This window comes from Prevotella sp. oral taxon 376, from assembly GCF_003043945.1.
Taxonomy (GTDB): Bacteria; Bacteroidota; Bacteroidia; order Bacteroidales; family Bacteroidaceae; genus Prevotella.
Map to the genome: position 1 here is coordinate 976,720 of NZ_PYXG01000001.1, position 22,392 is coordinate 999,111.

Annotated in this window: 23 protein-coding genes and 1 tRNA gene; 22 read left to right on the forward strand and 2 right to left on the reverse strand. The window is 50.2% G+C overall.

Going from position 1 to position 22,392, the window contains the following annotated elements; translation table 11 throughout:
* Positions 1-158: 158 nt before the first annotated feature.
* The 10 genes from C7120_RS04285 (at position 159) to C7120_RS04330 (ending at position 9,909) form a co-directional block, all read left to right on the forward strand.
* Positions 159-1,562: a DUF6242 domain-containing protein gene (locus tag C7120_RS04285; protein WP_146154194.1), complete on the forward strand. Its 1,404-nt coding sequence runs from the start codon at positions 159-161 to the stop codon at positions 1,560-1,562.
* Between the two features lie 6 nt (positions 1,563-1,568).
* A complete protein-coding gene (locus C7120_RS04290; RefSeq protein WP_107620496.1) occupies positions 1,569-2,249 on the forward strand; it encodes a DUF6089 family protein in 681 nt (226 codons plus the stop codon).
* Positions 2,249-3,037: an isoprenyl transferase gene (locus C7120_RS04295; RefSeq protein WP_107620497.1), complete on the forward strand. Its 789-nt coding sequence runs from the start codon at positions 2,249-2,251 to the stop codon at positions 3,035-3,037. The genes C7120_RS04290 and C7120_RS04295 overlap by 1 nt, the downstream gene beginning before the upstream one ends.
* The gene (locus tag C7120_RS04300) at positions 3,037-5,676 is read left to right on the forward strand and encodes an outer membrane protein assembly factor (protein ID WP_107621384.1); all 2,640 of its coding nucleotides are present in this window, start codon (positions 3,037-3,039) and stop codon (positions 5,674-5,676) included. The genes C7120_RS04295 and C7120_RS04300 overlap by 1 nt, the downstream gene beginning before the upstream one ends.
* An 82-nt stretch (positions 5,677-5,758) precedes the next feature.
* The gene (locus tag C7120_RS04305; RefSeq protein ID WP_107620498.1) at positions 5,759-6,274 is read left to right on the forward strand and encodes an OmpH family outer membrane protein; all 516 of its coding nucleotides are present in this window, start codon (positions 5,759-5,761) and stop codon (positions 6,272-6,274) included.
* 114 nt (positions 6,275-6,388) lie between these two features.
* Positions 6,389-6,874, forward strand: a complete 486-nt coding sequence (locus tag C7120_RS04310; protein WP_107620499.1) for an OmpH family outer membrane protein — start codon at positions 6,389-6,391, stop codon at positions 6,872-6,874.
* A gap of 76 nt (positions 6,875-6,950) precedes the next feature.
* Positions 6,951-7,457 (forward strand): OmpH family outer membrane protein, encoded by a 507-nt coding sequence (locus tag C7120_RS04315; RefSeq protein ID WP_107620500.1) that lies wholly within the window; start codon positions 6,951-6,953, stop codon positions 7,455-7,457.
* Positions 7,454-8,296 carry a glutamate racemase gene (gene murI / locus C7120_RS04320; protein WP_107620501.1) on the forward strand — a complete coding sequence of 281 codons (843 nt, stop codon included), beginning with the start codon at positions 7,454-7,456 and terminating at the stop codon, positions 8,294-8,296. Before C7120_RS04315 ends, murI begins: the two co-directional genes overlap by 4 nt.
* 4 nt (positions 8,297-8,300) lie before the next feature.
* The gene (rbfA, locus tag C7120_RS04325) at positions 8,301-8,636 is read left to right on the forward strand and encodes a 30S ribosome-binding factor RbfA (RefSeq protein WP_107620502.1); all 336 of its coding nucleotides are present in this window, start codon (positions 8,301-8,303) and stop codon (positions 8,634-8,636) included.
* Positions 8,637-8,676: 40 nt separating this feature from the next.
* Entirely contained in the window at positions 8,677-9,909 is a 1,233-nt protein-coding gene (locus tag C7120_RS04330) for an FtsX-like permease family protein (RefSeq protein ID WP_107620503.1), read from the forward strand.
* Between the two features lie 67 nt (positions 9,910-9,976).
* Here C7120_RS04330 and C7120_RS04335 read toward each other — a convergent pair whose 3' ends face one another.
* A complete protein-coding gene (locus tag C7120_RS04335) occupies positions 9,977-10,675 on the reverse strand; it encodes an O-methyltransferase (protein WP_107620504.1) in 699 nt (232 codons plus the stop codon).
* A gap of 15 nt (positions 10,676-10,690) precedes the next feature.
* Positions 10,691-11,107 carry a type II 3-dehydroquinate dehydratase gene (locus C7120_RS04340; RefSeq protein ID WP_107620505.1) on the reverse strand — a complete coding sequence of 139 codons (417 nt, stop codon included), beginning with the start codon at positions 11,105-11,107 and terminating at the stop codon, positions 10,691-10,693.
* A 39-nt stretch (positions 11,108-11,146) separates the two neighbouring features.
* On the opposite strand from C7120_RS04340, the gene xerA reads away from it, so the two are divergent.
* The 12 genes from xerA to C7120_RS04400 all read left to right on the forward strand — a co-directional run bounded on the left by xerA (position 11,147) and on the right by C7120_RS04400 (position 22,088).
* Complete coding sequence (gene xerA, locus C7120_RS04345; protein ID WP_107620506.1) at positions 11,147-12,067, forward strand: site-specific tyrosine recombinase/integron integrase; 921 nt, start codon at positions 11,147-11,149, stop codon at positions 12,065-12,067.
* Between the two features lie 189 nt (positions 12,068-12,256).
* Positions 12,257-15,076, forward strand: coding sequence for a pitrilysin family protein (locus tag C7120_RS04350; protein ID WP_107620507.1), 2,820 nt, complete (start codon positions 12,257-12,259; stop codon positions 15,074-15,076).
* 250 nt (positions 15,077-15,326) lie between these two features.
* Positions 15,327-15,680 (forward strand): hypothetical protein, encoded by a 354-nt coding sequence (locus C7120_RS04355; RefSeq protein WP_107620508.1) that lies wholly within the window; start codon positions 15,327-15,329, stop codon positions 15,678-15,680.
* The gene (locus C7120_RS04360; protein ID WP_146154195.1) at positions 15,658-15,915 is read left to right on the forward strand and encodes a hypothetical protein; all 258 of its coding nucleotides are present in this window, start codon (positions 15,658-15,660) and stop codon (positions 15,913-15,915) included. Before C7120_RS04355 ends, C7120_RS04360 begins: the two co-directional genes overlap by 23 nt.
* Positions 15,916-15,941: 26 nt before the next feature.
* Positions 15,942-16,430, forward strand: coding sequence for a hypothetical protein (locus tag C7120_RS04365; RefSeq protein WP_146154196.1), 489 nt, complete (start codon positions 15,942-15,944; stop codon positions 16,428-16,430).
* Between the two features lie 468 nt (positions 16,431-16,898).
* Positions 16,899-18,158 (forward strand): methionine adenosyltransferase, encoded by a 1,260-nt coding sequence (metK, locus tag C7120_RS04370; protein WP_107620511.1) that lies wholly within the window; start codon positions 16,899-16,901, stop codon positions 18,156-18,158.
* Positions 18,155-19,186: a DUF4271 domain-containing protein gene (locus C7120_RS04375; RefSeq protein ID WP_107620512.1), complete on the forward strand. Its 1,032-nt coding sequence runs from the start codon at positions 18,155-18,157 to the stop codon at positions 19,184-19,186. The genes metK and C7120_RS04375 overlap by 4 nt, the downstream gene beginning before the upstream one ends.
* Before the next feature lie 9 nt (positions 19,187-19,195).
* A complete protein-coding gene (locus tag C7120_RS04380) occupies positions 19,196-19,945 on the forward strand; it encodes a uroporphyrinogen-III synthase (protein WP_107620513.1) in 750 nt (249 codons plus the stop codon).
* A gap of 5 nt (positions 19,946-19,950) precedes the next feature.
* Complete coding sequence (locus C7120_RS04385; protein ID WP_107620514.1) at positions 19,951-20,352, forward strand: ribonuclease P protein component; 402 nt, start codon at positions 19,951-19,953, stop codon at positions 20,350-20,352.
* Complete coding sequence (gene yidD / locus C7120_RS04390) at positions 20,349-20,597, forward strand: membrane protein insertion efficiency factor YidD (RefSeq protein WP_107620515.1); 249 nt, start codon at positions 20,349-20,351, stop codon at positions 20,595-20,597. The genes C7120_RS04385 and yidD overlap by 4 nt, the downstream gene beginning before the upstream one ends.
* A gap of 60 nt (positions 20,598-20,657) precedes the next feature.
* Positions 20,658-21,959 (forward strand): tyrosine--tRNA ligase, encoded by a 1,302-nt coding sequence (gene tyrS / locus C7120_RS04395; protein ID WP_107620516.1) that lies wholly within the window; start codon positions 20,658-20,660, stop codon positions 21,957-21,959.
* Positions 21,960-22,017: 58 nt separating this feature from the next.
* A tRNA-Gln gene (locus tag C7120_RS04400) sits at positions 22,018-22,088 on the forward strand.
* The last annotated feature ends 304 nt before the right edge of the window (positions 22,089-22,392 follow it).

Below are 22,392 nucleotides of genomic sequence, written 5' to 3' on the forward strand. Positions count from 1 at the left end.
AATAAAGTATTAAAAAAGGCCTTTATTTAAAGAATTCTGATTAAATTTGCAGACAAAATTCTGTGAAGCGTGGCTTCGTCGATGCGGGGGATGTTCTTTTCCTGCAGTAGTGGGATGCCTCCTTCACGGTAATGTCGGTTTTAAGAAAAAGAGCGTAAATGAGATTCAAATTCATTGCACTTGCTGTATCGTTTTCAGCAATATTCATGTTCTCCTCCTGTCTGAGCGACAACACGGACAACATCGTTTACTATGACGACTGTGCCCTGACGGCCTTCTCCGTCGGGACTCTGAAGATAGTCAAGGACACCGTTTCCTCGAAAGGAGAAGACAGTACCTATACCACCACGCTGAACTGCAGCCGCTATGCGTTCACCATCGACCAGGAGAAAGGGTTGATTTATAACCTCGACTCGCTGCCCCGCGGCATCGACGCGACCAAGGTGCTGGTTACCGCTGTGGCGAAGAACGGCGGCTCCGTGGCTCTCAAGAGCTTAAAGGACGACACGCAGTCTTACTACAGCAGCACCGACTCCATTGACCTCTCCCAGCCTCGCCACTTCATAGTGCGCAGCCTGAGGGGCGACTCCAACCGAGAGTACATCGTTACCCTGAATGTGCACAAGCAGAAGGCGGAGGAACTGGTATGGAACTCCTCGGCTATCAGCAACGGCGACTTAGCCTCGTTGAAGGCCATGAAGGGTGTAGCTTGCGGTGGCAAGGTCTATGTCTTCGGCCACGACGGTTCGAAGGCGAGGATATTCGCCGCCCCGGAGAGCAATGCCGCCGCATGGAGCGAGATTACCCCCGGCACGACCTTGAGCGTAGACGCCTATAAGAGCGCGGCCGCCTATGCCGGCAAGCTTTATGTCTACAGCAACGGCTCGCTGCTGGTTTCTGCCGACGCGGAGACTTGGACGGAGGTGGCGTCTCCCGCCTTGAAGCTGTTGCTTGGCGCGAGCGGAGCCCGCCTCTATGGGCTTACGGATGCCCATCAGCTGATGAGCAGCAAGGACGGCGGCGCCACATGGACGGCCGACGAGCTGGACTCTGACGCCGGGCTGCTTCCTGCTGACAACCTCAACTTCATCACTCTGCCCCTCTCGGGCAATGCGTCCGGAAGCCACCTTGTGCTTGTTGGCACCACGACCACCGAGGCCCGGGTGTGGGGAAAGATAGAGGAAAACGACCCCAATGCGCAAAACCAGCCTTGGGCTTACTATAATGTCTCCTCGGGAAACAAGTATAAGGTCCCCAACCTGAACGGCCTGCAGGCCGTCAATTACGATGGCGGCATCCTGGCGATAGGAGGCAGTGCCGTCGGCGCGGCGGCCTCCACCCCGTTTGCCGGCTTCTACAGGAGCGGGGACGCGGGCATCACTTGGAAGCCCGATACCACCTATTACTTCCCGAAAGGATTCTCCGCGCCGGGCGAAGTGCTCACCCTGGTAAAGGACAGCAAGAACTATCTGTGGATTGTCTGCGGCGGCACCGGCCAGGTGTGGCATGGAGCCAAGAACCGGCTGGTCTGGGAAACCACCAAGCGTTACTTCACCGAATAGCATGCTATGCGGAAGATAGTCGTCATAACTCTGCTTCTGACTTCGTCGCTCGCCCTGCCTGCGCAGAGCGATCCGGAGTATCTGATGGAAATCGGGGCAGGAGTGGGCATGGTCTCCTATGAGGGCGACTTCAACAACAGCATCTTGAAGGATATGCAGCCCATGGCATCTGTGGTGCTTCGCAGGAATTTCAATCCTCACATGGGGCTGCGCCTTGCGGGCTCTTTCGGTAAGCTGAAGGGCAGCTCCAGGGATGTGGAGACTTACTATCCCGACTATCAGGCGGCGCCGTATGAGTTCAACCACTCGCTGGTGGATGTCGGTCTGGTCTATGAATATAACTTCTGGCCTTATGGAACGGGGCGTGATTATCGTGGCGCAAAGCGTTTCACGCCTGTTGTCTTCGGCGGACTGGGAGCTACCTATGTGTCGGGAGGCGGCAAGAATGTGTTTACGGCCAATGTACCTCTTGGTCTTGGCGTGAGATATAAGATAGGTGAACGCCTGAATCTGGGCGTGGAATGGGCTGTCCACTTCAGCCTGAGCGACAAGCTCGACGGAGTGAAGGACCCCTATTATGTAAAGAGCAAGGGAGCATTCAAGAACACCGATTGCTACTCGGCTTTGCAAGTTACGCTCACTTATAGTTTTATGGCAAAGTGCCGAACCTGTAACAACGACGACTAATGGCAGCAGAACTCGATGCGACGCGCATTCCCGGGCACATCGCCATCATCATGGATGGCAATGGGCGATGGGCAGCCGAGCGGGACAAGCCCCGCAATTTCGGCCATCAGGCAGGGGTGGATGCCGTGCGGAGGATTACCTCCGAGTGCACTCGCCTGGGCGTGAAGTTCCTCACGCTCTATACCTTTTCCACGGAAAACTGGAATCGTCCGGCCGACGAGATATCGGCCCTGATGGGACTGGTGCTGACCTCCCTGGAAGATGAAATCTTCATGAAGAATAATGTGAGGTTTCGGGTTATCGGCGACATTGCACGCCTTCCGGGGAATGTACAGGACAAGCTCGCCCAGACCATGGAGCGCACGGCGCGGAACGACGCGATGACCATGGTGGTGGCTCTCAGCTATTCGTCGCGCTGGGAAATCATCGAGGCGATGAGGCAGACGGTGTTCCATGCGCTGGCTGACGGCTCCGCAATCCCTGACGGGCGTTCGGGCGAGGCTGTCTACGCCGAGTTGGAGGCGCGGCTTACCGAGGAAAACTTCGAAAGGAACCTTGAAACCTCGTTCATGCCCGACCCTGACTTGCTCATCCGTACGGGTGGCGAGGTGCGTCTGTCGAACTACCTGTTGTGGCAGTGTGCCTATACCGAGCTGTATTTCTGCGACACTTACTGGCCTGACTTCGGGGAGGAAGACCTTCACGAGGCCATCCGGAGCTACCAGAATCGCCAGCGGCGATATGGGAAGACGGAAGCCCAAATAGAAAAAGAAAATAATTCCAAATGATGAATAAAATAAATAAGGTGTTGACATTGCTCGCGGCCCTGCTCTTCATGGGCTGTATGAGTGTGCGGGCGCAGGATAAGATCGTGCATCCGGAAATCAGCTATGCCGGGGCACCACGCACCGTAACCATTGCCGGCCTGAATGTGTCGGGTGTCGAGGGCTATGAGGACTATGTGCTTACAGGTATTTCCGGTCTCGTGGTCGGACAGAAAGTAGAGTTGCCGGGTGCCGAGATCACGGAGGCCGTGAAGCGCTACTGGAAGCACGGGCTCTTCTCCAGAGTTCAGATATCGGTCGATTCCCTCATCGGCGACAGGGCTTGGCTGCATATCTCGCTGCGGGTACGGCCGCGCGTCTCTACCATTAACTGGATAGGTCTGAAAAAGTCGGAGCGCGAGGACATGGAGGCTAAACTGGGACTGCTGAAGGGCTCGCAGGTTACGCCGAACTCCCTGGCTCGCGCCAAGATCCTTGCCACGAAATACTTTGATGACAAGGGCTATAAGAACGCCGAGATAGAAATCAACCAGCGCGAGGATGTGGCCGGCAAGAATCAGGTGATTCTCGATGTTGTCGTAGACAAGAAAGAAAAGATGCGGGTGCATGCGATCATCATCGACGGGAACGAGCGACTCACCGACAAGAAGCTCAAGGGAAACCTGCTCTCCAAAGGCGCTTTCGCCAAGATTCACGAGGCCGGGAAACTGGGCAACTTGTTCAAGTCGAAGAAATATACCCCGGAACGCTGGAAGGAAGACCGCAAGAACCTCATAGCGAAGTATAACGAGTATGGCTACCGCGATGCCGCCATCCTGGCCGACAGCGTGTGGAACTATGATAAAAAGCATGTAAACATCTATGTGAAAGTTGACGAGGGCAAGAAGTATTACCTGCGAAATATCAGCTGGGTAGGCAACACCGTCTATTCTACCGACTATCTCAGCCGGGTGTTCGGGATGAAGACCGGCGATGTCTATAACCAGAAACTGATGGACAAGCGGTTATCAGGCGACGAGGATGCCGTGGGCAACGAATATTGGAACCACGGCTATCTGTTCTATAACCTCGACCCCACGGAGGTGAACATTGTCGGCGACAGCATTGATTTGGAGATGCGTATCACCGAGGGACCGCAGGCACATATCAACCGTGTGCGCATCAATGGTAACGACCGCTTGTATGAGAATGTGGTGCGGCGGGAGCTTCACACGAAGCCGGGCGACCTCTTTTCGAAGGACGCGCTGCAGCGTTCGGCGCGTGAGCTGGCCTCTATGGGCCACTTCGACCCAGAGAAGGTGAATCCCGATGTGAAGCCTCATGTCGAGGACGGAACGGTGGACATCAACTGGAATCTGGAACAGAAGTCCAACGACCAGGTAGAGTTCTCACTTGGTTGGGGGCAGACGGGCGTCATCGGGCGTATCGGACTGAAGCTTAACAACTTCTCCCTGCGTAACCTCTTTAATAAGAATAAGGAACACCGAGGCATCCTGCCTATCGGCGACGGCGAGGTGTTGAGCCTCGGCGCACAGACCAACGGTACCTATTACCAAAGCTACAACGCCAGCTACAGCACCAACTGGTTTGGCGGGAAGCGCCCTATCCAGTTCAGCGTCGGAGGTTTCTATTCCAAGCAGAGTGATGTCTCGTCCAACTTCTACCGCAATAACATGAGCAATTATTATGGTTATCTCTCCGGTTACGGCAGCAGCTACTATAATAACTATGAGAATTACTACGATCCGGACACCTATATCAAGCTCTACGGAGTGAATGTGGGCTGGGGCAAACGCCTGCGTTGGCCCGACGACTATTTCTCGCTGTCGCTACAGTTGTCGTATACCCGTTATTCCTTGAAGAACTGGAGCTACTTTGTGATGTCGAACGGAAATGCCAACAACTTGAACCTGAGCATCTCCTTGAGCCGTACCTCGACCGACAACCAGCTTTTCCCCCGCCGCGGTTCGGAATTCATGGCTTCCGTAACGCTCACTCCGCCATGGTCGAAATGGGACAAAAAGGACTATAAGAATCTGGCGAACAATCGTCAGTCGGCTACTTTTTCGCAGGAACAGCAGGATAAGTTCCGCTGGATAGAATATCATAAATGGAAGTTCAAGGCCCGCACCTTCACCGCTCTTTCGGGTGGGCAGAAGTGTTTCGTGCTGATGACGCGTGCCGAGTTGGGTATTCTGGGCTCCTATAACCGATATAAAAAGTCGCCCTTTGAGACCTATTATGTGGGCGGCGACGGTATGAGCGGCTATTCTTCCGGCTATGCGGAGGAGACCATCGGACTGCGCGGTTATGAGAATGGAAGCATTTCTTGGAAACCGGAAACGGGATATAACGCCTATGCCTACGACCGTTTCACCCTCGAGTTGCGCTATCCGTTCCTGCTGGGTAACACCACTATCTATGGACTGGGCTTCGTGGAGGCCGGTAATGCATGGTATGATTCCAAGAAATTCAATCCTTTCGACATGAAGCGCAGTGCCGGTATCGGCGTGCGCATCTTCCTCCCGATGGTGGGCATGATGGGTATCGACTGGGCTTACGGCTTTGACAAGGTGTATAACGGATCGTCCTATGGAAAGGGCGGAAGCCAGTTCCACTTCATCCTCGGTCAGGAGTTTTAGGGAGAAATATTAAAAATAGATAATTAAAATAACTTTCCGGATGCCTCGAGCGTCTATAAGGTTAAATGTAAAATATCAGGGTATGAAGAAATTAATGTCAATATGTCTTTTTGTCCTCGTGGCAATGACAGCAAACGCACAGAAGTTCGCGCTCCTCGACATGGAGTATATCTTGAAGAATATTCCTGCCTATGAGCGAGCTAATGAGCAACTCAATCAAGTGAGCAAGAAATGGCAGGCCGAGGTGGAGGCTCTCAACACCGAGGCTGGTACTATGTATAAGAACTACCAGAACGAGCTGGTGTTCCTCTCGCAGGAGCAGAAGAAGGTCCGTCAGGAAGAGATCATGAAGAAAGAGAAGGAAGCTTCCGAGCTGAAGAAGAAGTATTTCGGCCCCGAGGGCGAGCTCTTCAAGAAGCGTACAAGCCTCATGAGTCCTATTCAGGAGGAAGTCTATAATGTGGTAAAGGAGATCTCCGAGCTGCGTGGATACAGCCTCGTGCTCGACCGTGCGAGTGATTCCGGCATCATTTTCGGTTCTCCGAAGATCGATATCTCTAATGAGGTGCTGCAGAAATTGGGGTACGGTATTCGTTGAAAAACAGTCTTGATGAGACGAAAAACTGTTCCCTGATAACAGGAAAGTTCGTGGATTTCGGGATCAATCGGAATAAAAAGAATAAATCATTAATCAAATTATAACAAGAAAAAGATGAAAAAAGTAATCGTTATGTTGATGCTTCTGGCGCCGATGACAGCATTTGCCCAGAAGTTTGGCAAAGTAAACACGCAGACCGTGGTACAGACAATGACTGAATACGGCAAGGCTCAGGGCGAGCTCCAGGCATTGCAGAAGCAGAAGGAAACCGAGCTCAAGGGTCTGCAGGATGAGCTGCAGCGCAAGAGCGAGGAATATGACAAGACAAAGAGCACCCTGAACGCTACCAAGCAGAAGGAGACAGAAGAGGAATTGCAGAATATGTATACGAAGGTTCAGCAGGCTTATCAGGATGGTCAGCAGGAACTCCAGAAGAAGTCTCAGGAACTGATGACCCCTATCCAGGCCAAGATCATGAACGCTATTCAGGCTGTCGGCAAGGCGGGTAACTTCACTTATATCTTTGAAGAGGGTGCCGCAGTCTATACGGGTACCAATGTAGAGGATGTAACGAGCAAGGTTCAGGCCCAGCTCAAGTAAAAGAAAAGATTTTTTCCGATAATCAACATGGGGGCAGGCTGAGAGTGGCCCGCCCCCATTATATATTAATAAGGTGATGAAACAGTTAATTCTTTCTTTAGTCCTATTGGTGATGCCTCTCGTGGCTGACGCACAGAGCCAGTTGAAGTATGGCTATTTCAGTTACAAGGAGGCGTTTGAGTCCATGCCTGCCTACGCCACGGCTAAGAGCAGTCTGGAAACGCTGAGAGGAAAGTATGATGCCGAGATGAAGCGTGTGGAGGACGAGTTCAACAAGAAGTATGAGCAGTTTCTTGACGGGCAGAAGGATTTTGCTCCTTCAATTCTTAAGAAACGCCAGGCAGAACTGCAGGAATTGATGGAGAAAAACCTGGCTTTCAAGGAAGAGGCAAAGCGTCTGCTTAAACAGGCAGAGGAAGAGGCCTATGCGCCGCTTAGGTTGAAACTCTCAGAAGTGCTCCGCGGCATCGGTGACGCACGGGGCTATGCCTTTATCCTGAATACTGACAACGACGCCGTCCCTTATATCAGCTCGGTGGTCGGTGAGGATATTTCGTCACTCGTCAAGGATACATTGCGTTGACAAATCTGCTGCCTCTGGCTCCTGGGCCGATTGGAGTTTTCGATTCCGGCTATGGCGGACTGACCATCTTGGATGGCATTCGTCGGCTATTGCCCCAGTATGACTATATGTTTCTGGGCGATAATGCCCGTGCCCCTTACGGTCCTCGTTCCTTCGATGTAGTATATGAGTTTACGCGGCAGGCCGTATGGAAACTTTTTGAGAAGGGCTGCCATCTCGTCATTCTCGGGTGTAATACGGCTTCGGCAAAGGCACTCCGGACCCTCCAGCAGAGCGACCTGCCCAGGTGGGACTCCTCACGCCGCGTGCTCGGGGTCATCCGCCCTACGGCAGAAGTTATCGGCACGCTTACTCGGAACGGTCATGTGGGGCTGCTTGCCACCGAGGGTACCGTGAAGAGCCATAGTTACGACCTCGAGGTAGCCAAACTTTGGCCGAAGATTCAGATTACGGGCGTGGCCTGTCCTTTTTGGGTTCCGCTCGTGGAATACAACGAGGCTGACAGTCCGGGTGCCGACTATTTTGTAAAGAAACGCGTCGATGAGCTGATGTCTAAGGATTCGGACATTGACACCATCATTCTCGGTTGTACCCATTACCCCATCCTTCTGCCGAAAATTCAGAAATATGTCAAGGCGGGAGTGAGCATCATTTCGCAAGGTAGATTCGTTGCCGAGAGTCTGAAAGGCTATTTAGAGCGACATTCGGAAATAGAGCGCAGTTGTACCAAGAACGGCCGCGTGGAATACTATACCACGGAAAATCCAGACAAATTCAAGGAAGGCGCACGCATCTTCCTTCACGACAAGGTTAAAGTAGAACATATAGATTTAGAGTAAACACATGCAGGAAACAAGAAAAAACCGTATCTCACGCTTGCTCCAGAAAGAGCTTGCGGAAATATTCCAGTCGCAAACCCGCAAGATGCACGGTATCCTTGTGAGTGTTACCCGTGTCCGTATAAGTCCGGATTTGAGTATCTGTACGGCTTATCTGAGTATATTTCCATCGGAAAAAGGTGAGGAATTTCTGAAAAATATCACGGCAAATGAGAAGACTCTGCGCTATGAACTGGGCACTCGCGTCCGTAACCAACTCCGCATTATCCCAGAGTTACGGTTCTTCATCGATGACAGTCTTGATTATATCGACCATATTGATGAACTCCTAAAGAAGTAGAACGGTCTCATCTTTAAGGCATTCAGCGAGGAAGCGAATCATGAATTTTCCTTTTTACATAGCCCGTCGTTATCTCTTCTCAAAGAAGAGCACGCATGCTATCAATGTTATCAGCATCATTTCGGTTGTCGGAGTGGCGGTGGCAACGGTGGCATTGGTTATCGTGATGAGTGCTTTCAATGGTTTCCACGACCTCGTGGCATCGCTCTTTACCAACTTCGATCCGCAGATAGAAGTATCGCCCGCCATGGGGAAAACGGCTCCGAGCGACGATCCCATCCTCACCCGAATCCGTCAGTTGCCGGAAATTGATGTGGCGACGGAATGTGTGGAAGACAACGCGTTGGCCGTATATCAAGACAAACAGGCTATGGTTGTCATCAAAGGGGTGGACGAGAACTTTGCCGAGCTTACCCATATTACGGAGATTCTGTATGGCGACGGTGAGTTCGGATTGCGTGCCGCAAACCTGAACTACGGCACCTTGGGTATTATGCTGGCCCAGACCTTGGGGACGGGTGCCCGTTGGAGAGGTCCGCTCCGTGTCTATGCTCCAGTGAAAGAGGGGCAGATTGACCTGTCGGATCCCGCCCGGGGCTTCGTCATAGACTCTCTGGATTCTCCTGGTGTGGTTTTCCAAGTGAAACAGTCGAAGTATGATGCCCGTTATATCATCGTTCCCATTTCCTGGGCTCGTGTCCTTTTCGAGCAGCAAGGCATGCTCTCTTCGCTCGAGCTGAGGCTCAAGCCGGGTAGCGACTTAAGCGATGTAAAGGCGGAAATCAAGCAAATAGCTGGGGATAAATATAAGGTTCGCGACCGTTATGAGCAGCAGGATGACACCTTCAAGATTATGTCGATAGAGAAACTCTTCGCCTATATCTTCCTGACTTTTATCCTCGTGGTGGCATGCTTCAATATCGTCGGCTCGCTTTCGATGCTTATTCTTGATAAGAAAGAGGATGCCGTAACCCTTAGAAATCTTGGTGCTACCGACCGACAAGTTACTCAAATCTTCCTTTTCGAAGGGAGAATGATAGCCGTAATAGGCGCCGTGGCAGGAATTTTGATCGGTTTGTTGCTCTGCTGGTTACAGCAGACTTATGGGATTGTGCATCTTGGTAATAGCGACGGATCTTTCATCGTGAACGCTTATCCGATAAGTGTCCACTATACGGATATCGCTCTCATCTTCATTACGGTTATTGCTGTGGGGTGGCTTGCGGTGTGGTATCCGGTAAGGGCATTGAGCAAAAGACTGTTGAGTGTCTGAAGACAGGCCGTTTAGGGAAGCTTTTCCAGAGGGCAGACAACGATTACCCCCCCTCTTTTCTCATGTCTCATTTCTTTCTGATGAGGGTCAGGCCGTCTCTCAAGGGTAGTATGACCTTCTCCACTCTGTTGTCTTTAGCGATGAAGTTGTTGAATTCCCGGATGCCCAGCGTCTGTCGATCTTCGTCATAGGCAGGGTCGATGACATGTCCGTCCCATAGCGTATTGTCAGCAAGGATGAAACCTCCGGGTCGCATGACGGCCAGTACCGTCTCGTAGGTTTCTTTGTAAGTGCGCTTGTCGCCGTCGATAAAAGCCAAGTCAAAGATAACGCCTAATTCAGGGAGCAGTTGGTTAGCATCGCCGATGAGAAACTCAATCCTGTCTGCATAAGGTGAATTCTCTATCCATGGGCGCGTGAAATCCTCCATCTCATCGTTGATTTCCAGCGTGTAGAGCTTGCCATCCCGTGGCAGTCCTTCGGCCATGCAGAGTGCGCTATAGCCACTGAAAGTCCCCACTTCGAGTATTTTCTTGGGGCGAATCATCTCTACCATCATCTTGAGCAGGCGGCCTTGCAGGTGTCCGCTGGTCATCCTGCCGTGTACGGTCTGTATGTTCGTAGCCCTCCAGAGGTGGTGTAGGTAATCTCCTTCTGGATCTATGTGGGTGAGAATATAGTTGTCGAGAGCCTCTATTGCGGAGACTTCTGCGCCGGCAGCCGCTGCTCCTGGGCTGAGCGAGCTGTTTTGTTTACCGTTGCTCATGGTGGTACAGGGCCTTTATTTCAAGAAGGATTCCACGGCCAGTCGGTAGCTGTCGAGCCCGAATCCGGCAATCATGCCCTTGCATGCAGCCGAGATGAGAGACTGATGGCGGAATCCTTCGCGCGCGCTGACATTGCTGATGTGCACTTCTATGACCGGAGCTTTCAGGCTTCGGATACAGTCTTGCAGGGCCACGCTGGTATGCGTGTAGGCTCCCGCATTGAGGATTATGCCGTCGAAACTGAATCCCACTTCCTGCATTTTGTTGATGAGCTCGCCCTCTATATTGCTCTGATAGTAGCCGAACTGGATGTCAGGATACCGGATAATGAGCCTTGCGAGATAGGCTTCAAACGACTCTTGACCGTAGATCTCCGGTTCACGCACTCCCAAGAGGTTCAGATTTGGCCCATTTATAATTTGTATTCTCATAATTTTCTTGTATTTTTGTGGGCAAATATAGCAAATAAAATGGAAAAAGACAAATCTTCCGTAGATATTGTGAAGGCCTACCTGCGTTATCTGAAGTTAGGGAAGAACTATTCCATAAACACGGTGGAGGCTTATAGGCACGACTTGGGGCATCTGCTTGAGTTCTGCAAGACGCAGGAGAAGAGCCCCCTCGATCTACAACTTGAAGATTTGGAACAGTTTGCCGTGCTGCTGCACGAGAAGGGGATAGGCCCTTCCTCGCAAGCCCGCATCTTGAGCGGAGTGCGCTCCTTTTATCGTTTTCTGTTGCTGGACGGCTTCTTGGAGAAGGATCCTACGGAGCTTCTCGACTCCCCCCATTTGGGTGAATATCTGCCCGAGGTGCTCTCTGTGGAGGAGATTGACCGCATGGAGGCTGCCATCGACCTGTCTAAGTCCGAGGGGCAACGCAACAAAGCCATCATAGAAGTGCTCTTCTCGTGCGGTCTCCGTGTGTCGGAACTCGTCAACCTCAAGCTCTCTCAGCTTTATTTAGACGAGCGATTCGTGCGGGTCTTAGGTAAGGGAAACAAGGAACGCCTTGTTCCGATTTCACAGAAAGCCATCAGGGAGCTTCAGCTCTGGTTTTCCGACCGTGTACACCTGACGATAAAGCCTGGCGAGGAAGACTATGTATTTCTCAACCGTCGGGGGCACCATCTCACGCGCACCATGATTCTTATCATGATCAAGCGCACTGCCCGTGATGCCGGCATCCATAAGACCATCTCGCCCCATACGCTGCGCCATTCGTTCGCCACGGCTCTCCTGAAAGGCGGGGCCGACCTTAGGGCCATACAGGCCATGTTGGGCCATGAAGACATCGGCACCACTGAGATCTATACCCATATCGACACTACGACCCTGCGGGAAGAAATTCTCCTGCATCATCCGAGAAATATCAGGTCGTCTAACTTCTAAGGGCAAGGTTATCCCTTCTCTTTTCTTCGGATTGCGGTTAGGCCTGAAAGCGGGTGCCCTAAACCTCTCTCCGCCCTCTGGCTCTAAACATTCTGTTTTTTTGCAAAATAATATCAAATAATTAGGTGAGCCAAGGTTTTTTTAATATCTTTGCCATTAGAAATTGTTTAATTCAAAATTATAGTAAACATGAAACTAAGAGACCTCTTGGTATTAGTTCTGATCTTTGTGGCTGGCTCTGCCCGGGCGCAGATGGACATGACCATTCCTGCCGATACGGCAGTGCGGAAGGGCGTGCTTCCCAACGGACTTACCTATTACATTCGTTACAACAACTGGCCGGAGCATCGCGCAAATTTCTACATTGCCCAGAAAGTGGGTTCTTTGCAGGAGGAAGAGAGCCAGCGCGGCTTGGCTCACTTCTTGGAGCATATGTGCTTTAACGGCACGACTCATTTCGAGGGTAACGGCGTTATTGAGTGGTGCCGTGCTCACGGAATAGAGTTCGGATCCGACCTGAACGCCTATACCAGTATTGACCAGACCGTATATAACATCAGCAATGTGCCTACCGGCAGTCAGGGCACACTCGATTCCTGTCTGCTCATTCTTTCTGACTGGGCCGACGGTTTGACCCTCGACCCTAAGGAGATAGACAAAGAGCGTGGCGTTATTCACGAGGAGTGGCGTCTGCGGTCGAGCGCAAGTCAGCGAATGCTCGAGCGCGCGCTACCAAAACTCTATCCCGGCAGTAAGTATGGACTGCGTATGCCCATCGGACTGATGAGCGTCGTAGACAATTTCAAGCCTAAGGAGCTGCGCGATTATTACGAGAAGTGGTATCATCCGACTAATCAGGGCATCATCGTTATCGGTGATGTGGATGTAGACCATACGGAAGCCATGATCAAGAAATTCTTCGGCAGCATCAAGAATCCAGAGAATCCAGCTCCCATTGTAGATGTAGAAGTGCCAGACACGCCTACTCCCATCGTTATTGTGGAGAAGGACAAGGAGCAGCGTCAGGTCATTGCCGAGCTTATGTTCAAGCACGATGTGTTCCCAGACTCATTGAAGAGCACGATCGTTAACCTGATGCAAGGCTATACGAAAGGGGCAGCCATGTCAATGCTTAACAATCGCATGAAAGAGACGGCGCAGCAGCCGGAGTGCCCATTCGTGAGTGCCAGTGCCGGAGACGGAACCTATCTCTTCTCCAAGACCAAGGACGCCTTTACCTTAGGAGTAGCTCCTAAGAGTCCGGAAAAGATCTCCGATGCGCTTAAGGCTGCGTTTGTAGAGGCTCGTCGGGCGGCAGAGTTCGGCTTCACCCCTACGGAGTATCAGCGCTATCAGGAAGATTATCTTTCCGGGCTTGACAAGGTTTACAGCAATAAGGACAAGCGCACGAACGAGACTTTCTTCTCGCAGTGCTTGGACAATTTCCTGGAAAACGAGCCGATGCCCAGCATTGAGTATACCTATCCGCTGATGAAGCAGCTCGTTCCGAGAATTCCTGTTCAGGTAATCAACGAATATATGAAAGAGCTTGTGCCCTCAAGCGACAGCAATCTGGTGGTACTCTGTTTCAATCCGGAAAAGGAAGGAGCCGTCTATCCTACGGAATCCCAACTTCTTGGAGCCCTGCAGGGCGCCCGCGCGGAAAAGGTAGAGGCTTATGTGGACAATGTGAAGAACGAGCCCCTGATGGCTCAGCTGCCTAAGGCAGGCACCATCAAGAAAGAAGTGAAGAACGACAAGCTCGACTACACAGAACTTACGCTCTCTAATGGTATCAAGGTGGTACTGAAGAAGACCGACTATAAGAAAGACGAAGTGCGCCTCTCCGGTGAGGGCGAAGGCGGCAGCTCGCTCTATGGCGACAAGGACTTCTATAACACGAAGGTGTTTAACAGTGTCATCGGCATCAGTGGTCTGGGAAATTTCTCAAGCACCGAGCTCCAGAAAGCACTCGCGGGAAAGATTGCGAATGCCGATCTCACCATGGGCGATCGCAAGATGGGCATCAGCGGTTCGTCTACTCCAAAGGATGTGGAGACCATGCTCCAGATGGCCTATCTCTATTTCACCAAAATCAACAAGGACCAGAAGTCGTTCGACAACTTGGTGAATCAGTTGGAGCTTGCCTTGAAGAATCGCGACAAACAACCGGACGCGGCCCTCTCCGACTCGCTCACCGCCACGCTGTATGACCACAATCCGCGCATGGCGAACCTGAAGGTCGACGACTTGAAGAATATCAGCTACGACCGAATCCTCGAGATTGCCAGGGAGCGCACGGCATCGGCCAGAGGGTGGGAATTCACCATCATTGGCAACTACGACGAGGCTACCATCCGTCCGTTGCTCTGCCAGTATCTCGGCGCACTGCCTACGAAGGGCAAGGTGGTTAAGGGATATCGCATCGGCAAGCTGCATCAGGGTAAGACCGTGAACGAGTTCCGCCGCAAGATGGAGACTCCTAAGGCCAACAGCTACTTCGTATGGTATAACGAGAAGATGCCTTATACCGTTGAAGACGGTATCAAGACCGATATCGCGGGAGAAGTGCTTTCGCAGATATATCTCAAGAAAATCCGTGAGGATGCCAGCGCGGCATACTCTTGCGGGGCGTATGCGGCAGCATCGGTGGCCGACGACGGTTACCATGTCTACCAGATTGTCGGCTACTGCCCGATGAAACCGGAGAAGAAGGACATAGCCATTAAGATTATGAACGAAGAACTCCCCGCCCTGGCTAAGACCTGCGATAAGGAAATCCTCGAGAAGGTGCAGAAAGCCATGCTCAAGCAGCTGGAGACTTCCCTGAAGACCAACAGCTTCTGGCAAGGCATCATCGGTATGCAGCGCAAGTACGGCATCGATTCCAGCTACGAGGTTCGCAAGAGGGCCATCGAGGGCCAGACTCCGGAAAGCATCTCTGCCTTTGTGGCCGAATTTCTAAAGGACAACAGCGGGGTTACCGTCATTATGTTGCCGGAGGAATAATGTTTTCGGAAAGCAACCCTATACAGAAAGGCCGGAGGAATTGTCTTCCGGCCTTTTTGTTTGCCGTCAGGAGGATGACAAAATCGGCGATTTTGCAGGATTGATAAGTGTTTTCTTTTCCTTGCAGGCCTGGGAAAAGTAAACTTGTAGTTTCCCCGAAATGCGTATTTTATAAGTTTTTTTCTCCCCCCAAGTATAGGTATATTAGAAAAAAGAGTAATTTTGTGGTATTAATTGAAAACTGATAAAGATGATGAAAACTAATATTGGCTTCTCAGAACATTGTGAACTTTTGCTTCGCGAGATAAAGGCAGCCATAGAAATACAGCATTGTGATACTGTTGCTTTAGCTTATATGTTTTCTATAATTGATAAAAAAATAATAGAAGATGGCAATTTGCCTGTGGTCGATAGAGCAATGCTGTTAGGTACAAGTGCAATTGCCAAAGCCAGCTATAAATATAATTTCTTCAACAAGCATGGCAAGTCAAAGCGGAAAATGATTCATCGTTATGGAATTAGAAGAACGAGATCATTTGATATGTTGGAAGATTCTTCTTCTGTAGAGTCAAATAGTGAAGATGGTGATTTTGGTAACAACTAATGCTTGTAAGGGAAAAATGTCTGGGTTAAACTTGGTTTTTGATGATACGGATATGAATGTCTTTCTGAAAAAAAGTTGGGATATTATAAAAACTGATGCGTTCGGATTTGCTGGTAGCTTTGCGAGTTCAGGAGCTATAGAGTTTCTTGTAGAGAATACAGTCAATGTTGAGGTTGCTCTTGCAAATGGCATATTTGGTGGAATTTGTAGTAGTTATGATGCGGCAAATCCATAATTAAAGTAATAATAAACAAAAACGAAATGCAGTTAATACTTCTCTTAAACCTCATTTTTGTAGCCTGTAACTATGTCGTGATTTTCCATACCCGGTGGTGGGACACATTGGAGGAGAACTACTACGACTTGACAGGCCACGATAAATCAAGGTGTCTACTGTCGGTTTTTCTGATGGCCGGATATGTGGTTTTCATGTTTCTGTTGTTGATCAATCTCAAGAACCTTGCCTTATGGCTTGTCATTGGCCTTACGCTCATTTATATGGCGCTATGTGCATATCTCGTGTTGGCAAGGTTTTGGCTGCGGAAGATGGGGGAGAAAGTCAAGAGAGAGAGGGTGGCCTTTTTCTTCCTGGGCAGTCTGACGGTTACGGCTTGTACTTGCTTAAGCAGGCTGATCGGCCATTATTATGCATTGGATGAGGAAAAGGCAATGGGCTTGGTACTCCTGATATTGATGGTATTTGCCGGCTGTGTGTGGATTTGGCGGAAGCTCTTTGTCAAGAACAGATGAAAGCTGGAGGCCTTTAGCGTCTGGCGCAGGTACAGCATCAGCCCAATTAGTTTATACGAAATAGCCGGAGGAATTGTCTTCCGGCCTTTCTGTTTGCCGTCAGGAGGATGACAAAATCGGCGATTTTGTCCCACGATTTCGGCGATTTCGTCAGACAATCTCGCCGATTTTGTCATGCTGTCGTTGGCTTCCTGTTCTGCGGGAGGGGAAGTGCCAGACCGGCATGGGCTTTCCTTATGACTTCCGCCGATCCTCTTTTTGATGTCTCGGATTTGATAAATAGCCTCTGAATATTTGGAGAAGTCAGAAAAAAACAGTATCTTTGCTGACGATTTTAGAATATTGGTTTAACACTTGTGGAAGAATTTGGCTGCTTGCAACCACACTAAAAAATGCTAAAACTGCAAAATCCAGAAAAAGATTTTACGGTCGTTTGGTGTTTTTCCACTTAAAAAAAGTTTGGGAAAAATGAGTTATTTATTTTCATCAGAATCCGTTTCAGAAGGGCATCCAGACAAGGTTGCCGATCAGATCAGCGACGCATTGGTCGACCAGTTCTTGGCTTACGACCCCAAGGCGCATTGTGCCATCGAGAGCTTTGTTACCACTGGGCAGGTGGTTATCATGGGCGAAGTGCGGTCGGAGGCTTACATTGACCTCCAGGCCATTGCCCGCCGCACCATCAACCGGATTGGTTATACCAAGGCGGAGTATCAGTTTGACGGCGACAGTTGCGGTATCATGACTGCCATCCATGAGCAGAGCGGCGACATCAACCGTGGCGTGGAGCGTGCCGAAGAGGAGGAGCAGGGTGCCGGAGACCAGGGCATGATGTTCGGCTATGCCGTCAACGAGACCGAGAACTATATGCCCGTGTCGCTCGACCTGGCTCATCTGCTCATGACAACGCTCGCCGACATTCGCCGGGAGGGCAAGGTGATGACCTACCTCCGGCCTGACTCAAAGAGCCAGGTTACCGTGGAGTATAGCGACGACAATATCCCGCGGCGCATCGATACCATCTTGGTAAGCACGCAGCACGATGAATTCGATAGCGACGACGAGCGCATGCTGGAGAGAATCAAGAAGGATGTCGTCAACATCCTTATCCCTCGCGTGAAGGCTCAGATTCACTCCGCGAAGGTGCTTGCGCTCTTCAACGACGACATCAAGTATCTGGTCAACCCCACGGGAAAGTTCGTTATCGGCGGGCCTCACGGCGATACGGGGCTCACGGGGCGCAAGATTATCGTTGACACTTATGGGGGTAAAGGCGCCCACGGTGGCGGAGCTTTCTCAGGCAAGGACCCTTCGAAAGTGGACCGCAGCGCTGCCTACGCTGCCCGCTATATCGCTAAAAACATGGTGGCGGCCGGTGTTGCCGACGAGATGCTGGTCCAGTTCAGCTACGCCATCGGCGTCGCACAGCCTGTGAGCGTCTATGTGAACACTTACGGGCGCAGTCATGTGGGCCTCTCAGATGGAGAAATCGCAAAGAAGATAGGCACGATGTTCGATCTCCGGCCGAAAGCCATCGAGCGTGCATTGAAGCTTCGCCAGCCAATATATCTCGAAACAGCTTCGTATGGTCATATGGGGCGTAAGAACGAGGTGGTAAGGAAAACCTTTACAAGTCTCTACCATCAGGTGAGGACGATGGAAGTGGAGCTCTTTACCTGGGAGAAACTCGACAGGGTAGAGGATATCAGGAAGGCTTTCGGCTTATGATACAGCAGGCAGACTCCACCACATTGGGTCATACGGGCGAAGCCGGGCTCGGGAAAGAAGTGCCCCGGCCTGTCAAGCATCGCCGCCAGCCTACCCCCCGCGAGGTGGTAGGTTGGTTGCCGGAAAATGCGACTCCTGCCCAGATGGACTCTGCCATACAGCTGCATGTCAAGCCTTCGGAGATTCATTGGAGCCAGATGCCGGACACGCTTCATCTGCCGGGTCATCCTCGGAGTAAGAGTGTCCGCGACATTGGGCTACCCACCTATTATAAAGAGTCGTTTTTCATGAAAGACTCACTCTTTCATCCGGAACTCCCCGGGGGGCGTCTTGGTGTTTCCGGCGACCCGATTCCTTATGCCATTGCCAACGATAACTTCTTTGCGAGCCTACTGATAGGCTGTTTCGTCCTGGCATTGGTGGCCTTCTCACAGTCCAGAAAGTTCATCTCCCGGCAGGCCAAGAACTTCTTCTTCGTTCCCCATGAGCATGTAACCCAGATTCCTGAAACGGCCAATGAGATTCGCTTTCAGGTATTCCTGGTGCTGCAGACCTATCTACTTCTGGCTCTTTTCTTCTTTTTCTATAGCAACGCTTATGTGGGCGAGGCCTTCATGCTGGCTCCATATCCGGTCATAGCAATCTATACGGGCATCGGATTTGCCTATTTCCTGTTGAAGGTGTTCCTTTACTGGTTCACGGGATGGGTATTCTTCGACAGGAGAAATAATGTGCAATGGCTGAAGTCATTTTTGTTTATAGTATCGATGGAGGGGGTCGCCCTTTTTCCTATTGTCGTGCTTCAGGCTTTTTTCGGAGTATCGATGCAAACGACGGTGGTTTATGCCATTGTTCTCTTAGTTTTTGTAAAAATGCTTACCTTCTATAAGACATATATCATCTTTTTCCGTAAGAAAAGCTCTTTTTTGCAAAATATTTTGTACTTTTGTGCGCTTGAAATAATTCCAATGCTTGCATTGTGGGGAGTTGTAATTACGATAAACAGTTATTTGAAAATAAATTTTTAATACAGAAAGATGATTAAGAAGATCCTTATCTCACAGCCAAGGCCTTCTAGTGAGAAGTCGCCCTACTATGACTTGGAGAAAGAACATGGCGTTCAGTGCGTTTTCCGTCCTTTCTTTAAAGTGGAAGGATTGTCTGCAAAAGAGTTCCGCCAGCAGAAAATAAACCTGCTTGATTATACGGCCGTAGTGTTTACTTCGCGTCATGCCATCGATAACTACTTCAAAATCGCCAAGGAAATGCGTATAACGATTCCCGAGGACATGAAGTACTTCTGCGTCATCGAAACCATAGCTCTCTATATCCAGAAGTATGTGCAGTATCGTAAACGCAAGATTTTCTTCGGCAATACAGGTAAGATCGACGATCTCGTACCTATCATGGCAAAGCATAAGGCAGAGAAGTTTCTCGTCCCTATGAGTAGCGTTCACAATGATGATGTGAAAAACATGCTCGACGAGAAGAAACTGAATCATGAGGAATGCGTGATGTATCGCACCGTGAGCAATGATTTCACGGAAGAGGAGAAGAACAACTTTAACTATGACATGCTCGTGTTCTTCAGCCCCACGGGCGTTAAGGCCCTGAAGAAGAACTTCCCGGACTTCAAGCAGGGTGATATCAAGATTGCGGCTTTCGGTCCGGCCACGACAAAGACTGTCGCGGAAGAGGGGCTTCACCCTGATGTAGAGGCTCCCTCAAAGGAGTATCCTTCGATGTCGAGCGCCTTGAATGCTTATCTCAAGAAAAGGAAGAAATAAAAAATATGCCTGCGCCGGGAGCTCTCATACTGAAGAAGGAAGAGCGCATATGCAGCAAGAAGCTGATAGACGAACTCTTTACGGGAGGAGAAAGCCATGCTATGACGAGCTATCCTATAAGAGTGGTATATATGCTGAAGGAGCGGAAGACAGTGGAGGAACCATCGGCGATGATGCTTGTGAGCGTCCCGAAGCGATGTCTCAAGCATGCCGTAAAGCGCAATCGGGTAAAACGGCAGATTCGCGAGGCCTATCGCAAGAACAAGGCTCTGATAATCCAAAGGCCGGATATGGATGCGCGACAGCTTGTCATGGCGCTTGTCTGGCTCGACAATAAGGTATATCCTACAAACAGGGTAGAACAGAATGTCATAGGACTCTTGACCCGTTTAAGTGAAAAATTATGAGGAATCCGAGACTTGTTCACTGGATTTCGAGAAGTCTGACATGGCTGCTCATACTTCCAATCAGATTTTATCAGAAGTTTATCACTCCCTACACTTCTCCCTCGTGCCGATTTACGCCGACCTGCTCGGAATATGCTCGTCAGGCTTTATTGAAGCATGGTCCTGTAAAAGGGCTTGTATTGGCCGTTTGGAGAATCTTAAGATGTAATCCATGGGGTGGCTCGGGATATGACCCCGTGCCGTAAGTTTCCGGACATGCCGGGCCCCGTCAACAAGAATATAAAAATAAAAAGATCTACGATTCGATGACAAAAAACTTTGTAGAAGAACTGAAATGGCGCGGTATGCTGGCCCAAATCATGCCAGGTACGGAAGATTTGCTCCAGAAAGAACTCGTTTCAGCCTATTTAGGTACTGACCCTACCGCCGACTCATTGCATATCGGTCATTTGTGCGGTATCATGATGCTTCGTCATTTGCAGCGTTGTGGGCACAGGCCTTTCTTGCTCGTGGGCGGAGCAACAGGCATGATTGGCGATCCCTCAGGTAAGAGCCAGGAGCGCAACTTGCTGGATGCAGAAACACTTTACCATAATCAGGAAGCCATAAAGAAGCAGGTTTCGAAGTTCCTTGACTTTGAAGGAAACGGGCCGAATAAGGCCGAGATGGTGAATAACTACGACTGGATGAAAGACTTCACCTTCCTTGATTTTGCTCGTGAAGTGGGTAAGCATATCACGGTAAACTACATGATGGCAAAAGACAGTGTGCAGAAGCGACTCAACGGTGAGGCTCGCGACGGACTTTCTTTTACAGAATTCACCTATCAGCTCCTACAAGGCTACGACTTTCTCTACCTTTATCAGCATCATGGAGTAAAGCTCCAACTCGGGGGAAACGACCAATGGGGTAATATGACGACAGGTACAGAGCTCATTCGCCGAACTCTCGGCCAGGAGGCTGAGGCCTACGCGCTCACCTGTCCGCTGATAACCAAGTCTGACGGAAAAAAATTCGGAAAGACGGAAAGTGGTAATATCTGGCTCGACCGTGATCGCACAACACCTTATAGGTTCTATCAGTTCTGGTTGAATGTAAGCGATGAAGATGCAGAGCGCTACATCAAGATATTCACTTCGCTCGACAAGGAAACCATAGAAGCTCTCGTGGGCGAGCATAGCCAGGACCCAGGACGGCGTGTCTTGCAAAAAAGACTTGCAGAAGAGATTACCACCATGGTTCACTCCAAGGAAGACCTGCAGGCATCCATCGAGGCCTCTAACATTCTTTTTGGAAAGGCAACAAAAGACAGTCTGAGGCAGCTTGATGAACAAACCTTACTTGATGTGTTCGACGGAGTTCCCCGTTTCGACATCTCCAAAGAGCAGCTTGGGCGCCCGGCAGTAGACCTCTTCGCCACTGATGAAGCTAAAATATTCCAAAGCAAGGGAGAAATGCGTAAACTCGTACAAGGGGGTGGTGTGTCGCTGAATAAGGAAAAGCTTCTGTCTTTTGATCGTCTTGTTACGGCGGAAGACCTTATTGATGGTAAGTATCTATTGGTGCAGAGGGGTAAGAAAAACTATTATCTCATTACCGTTAAATAAAGAAAAAGGGTCGAAAATTTGGTAGTGGGTGAAAAATCCACTACCTTTGCACCCAGATTGTCCTATGGTGTAATGGTAGCACTACAGTTTTTGGTTCTGTCAGTGGTGGTTCGAATCCGCCTGGGACAACAGATTGGTTCCGCATTTCATTGTTCGTCAATGTTGTGTGGAACTTTCTTTTAAGAATTCTACAACATAAATCTAATAAAGGAGTGCACCTTCTTAGGTGCCAAGCGAGCAAGGTTGATCCCGGATTCTGTGGGTGGCTGTTTTCCCCTATCTGTTCTTTGCATTCTTTCCATAATGGTTCATTGTCATGAAAAAGCTCTGACTTGTTCTTTATTCATGATATAGCGATATCATGGAGGAGTATTTAAGTAATCAACATTTTGCGCAAAAAAATTGTGCCTTTTCAACTGCTTTTTTTTAGGAT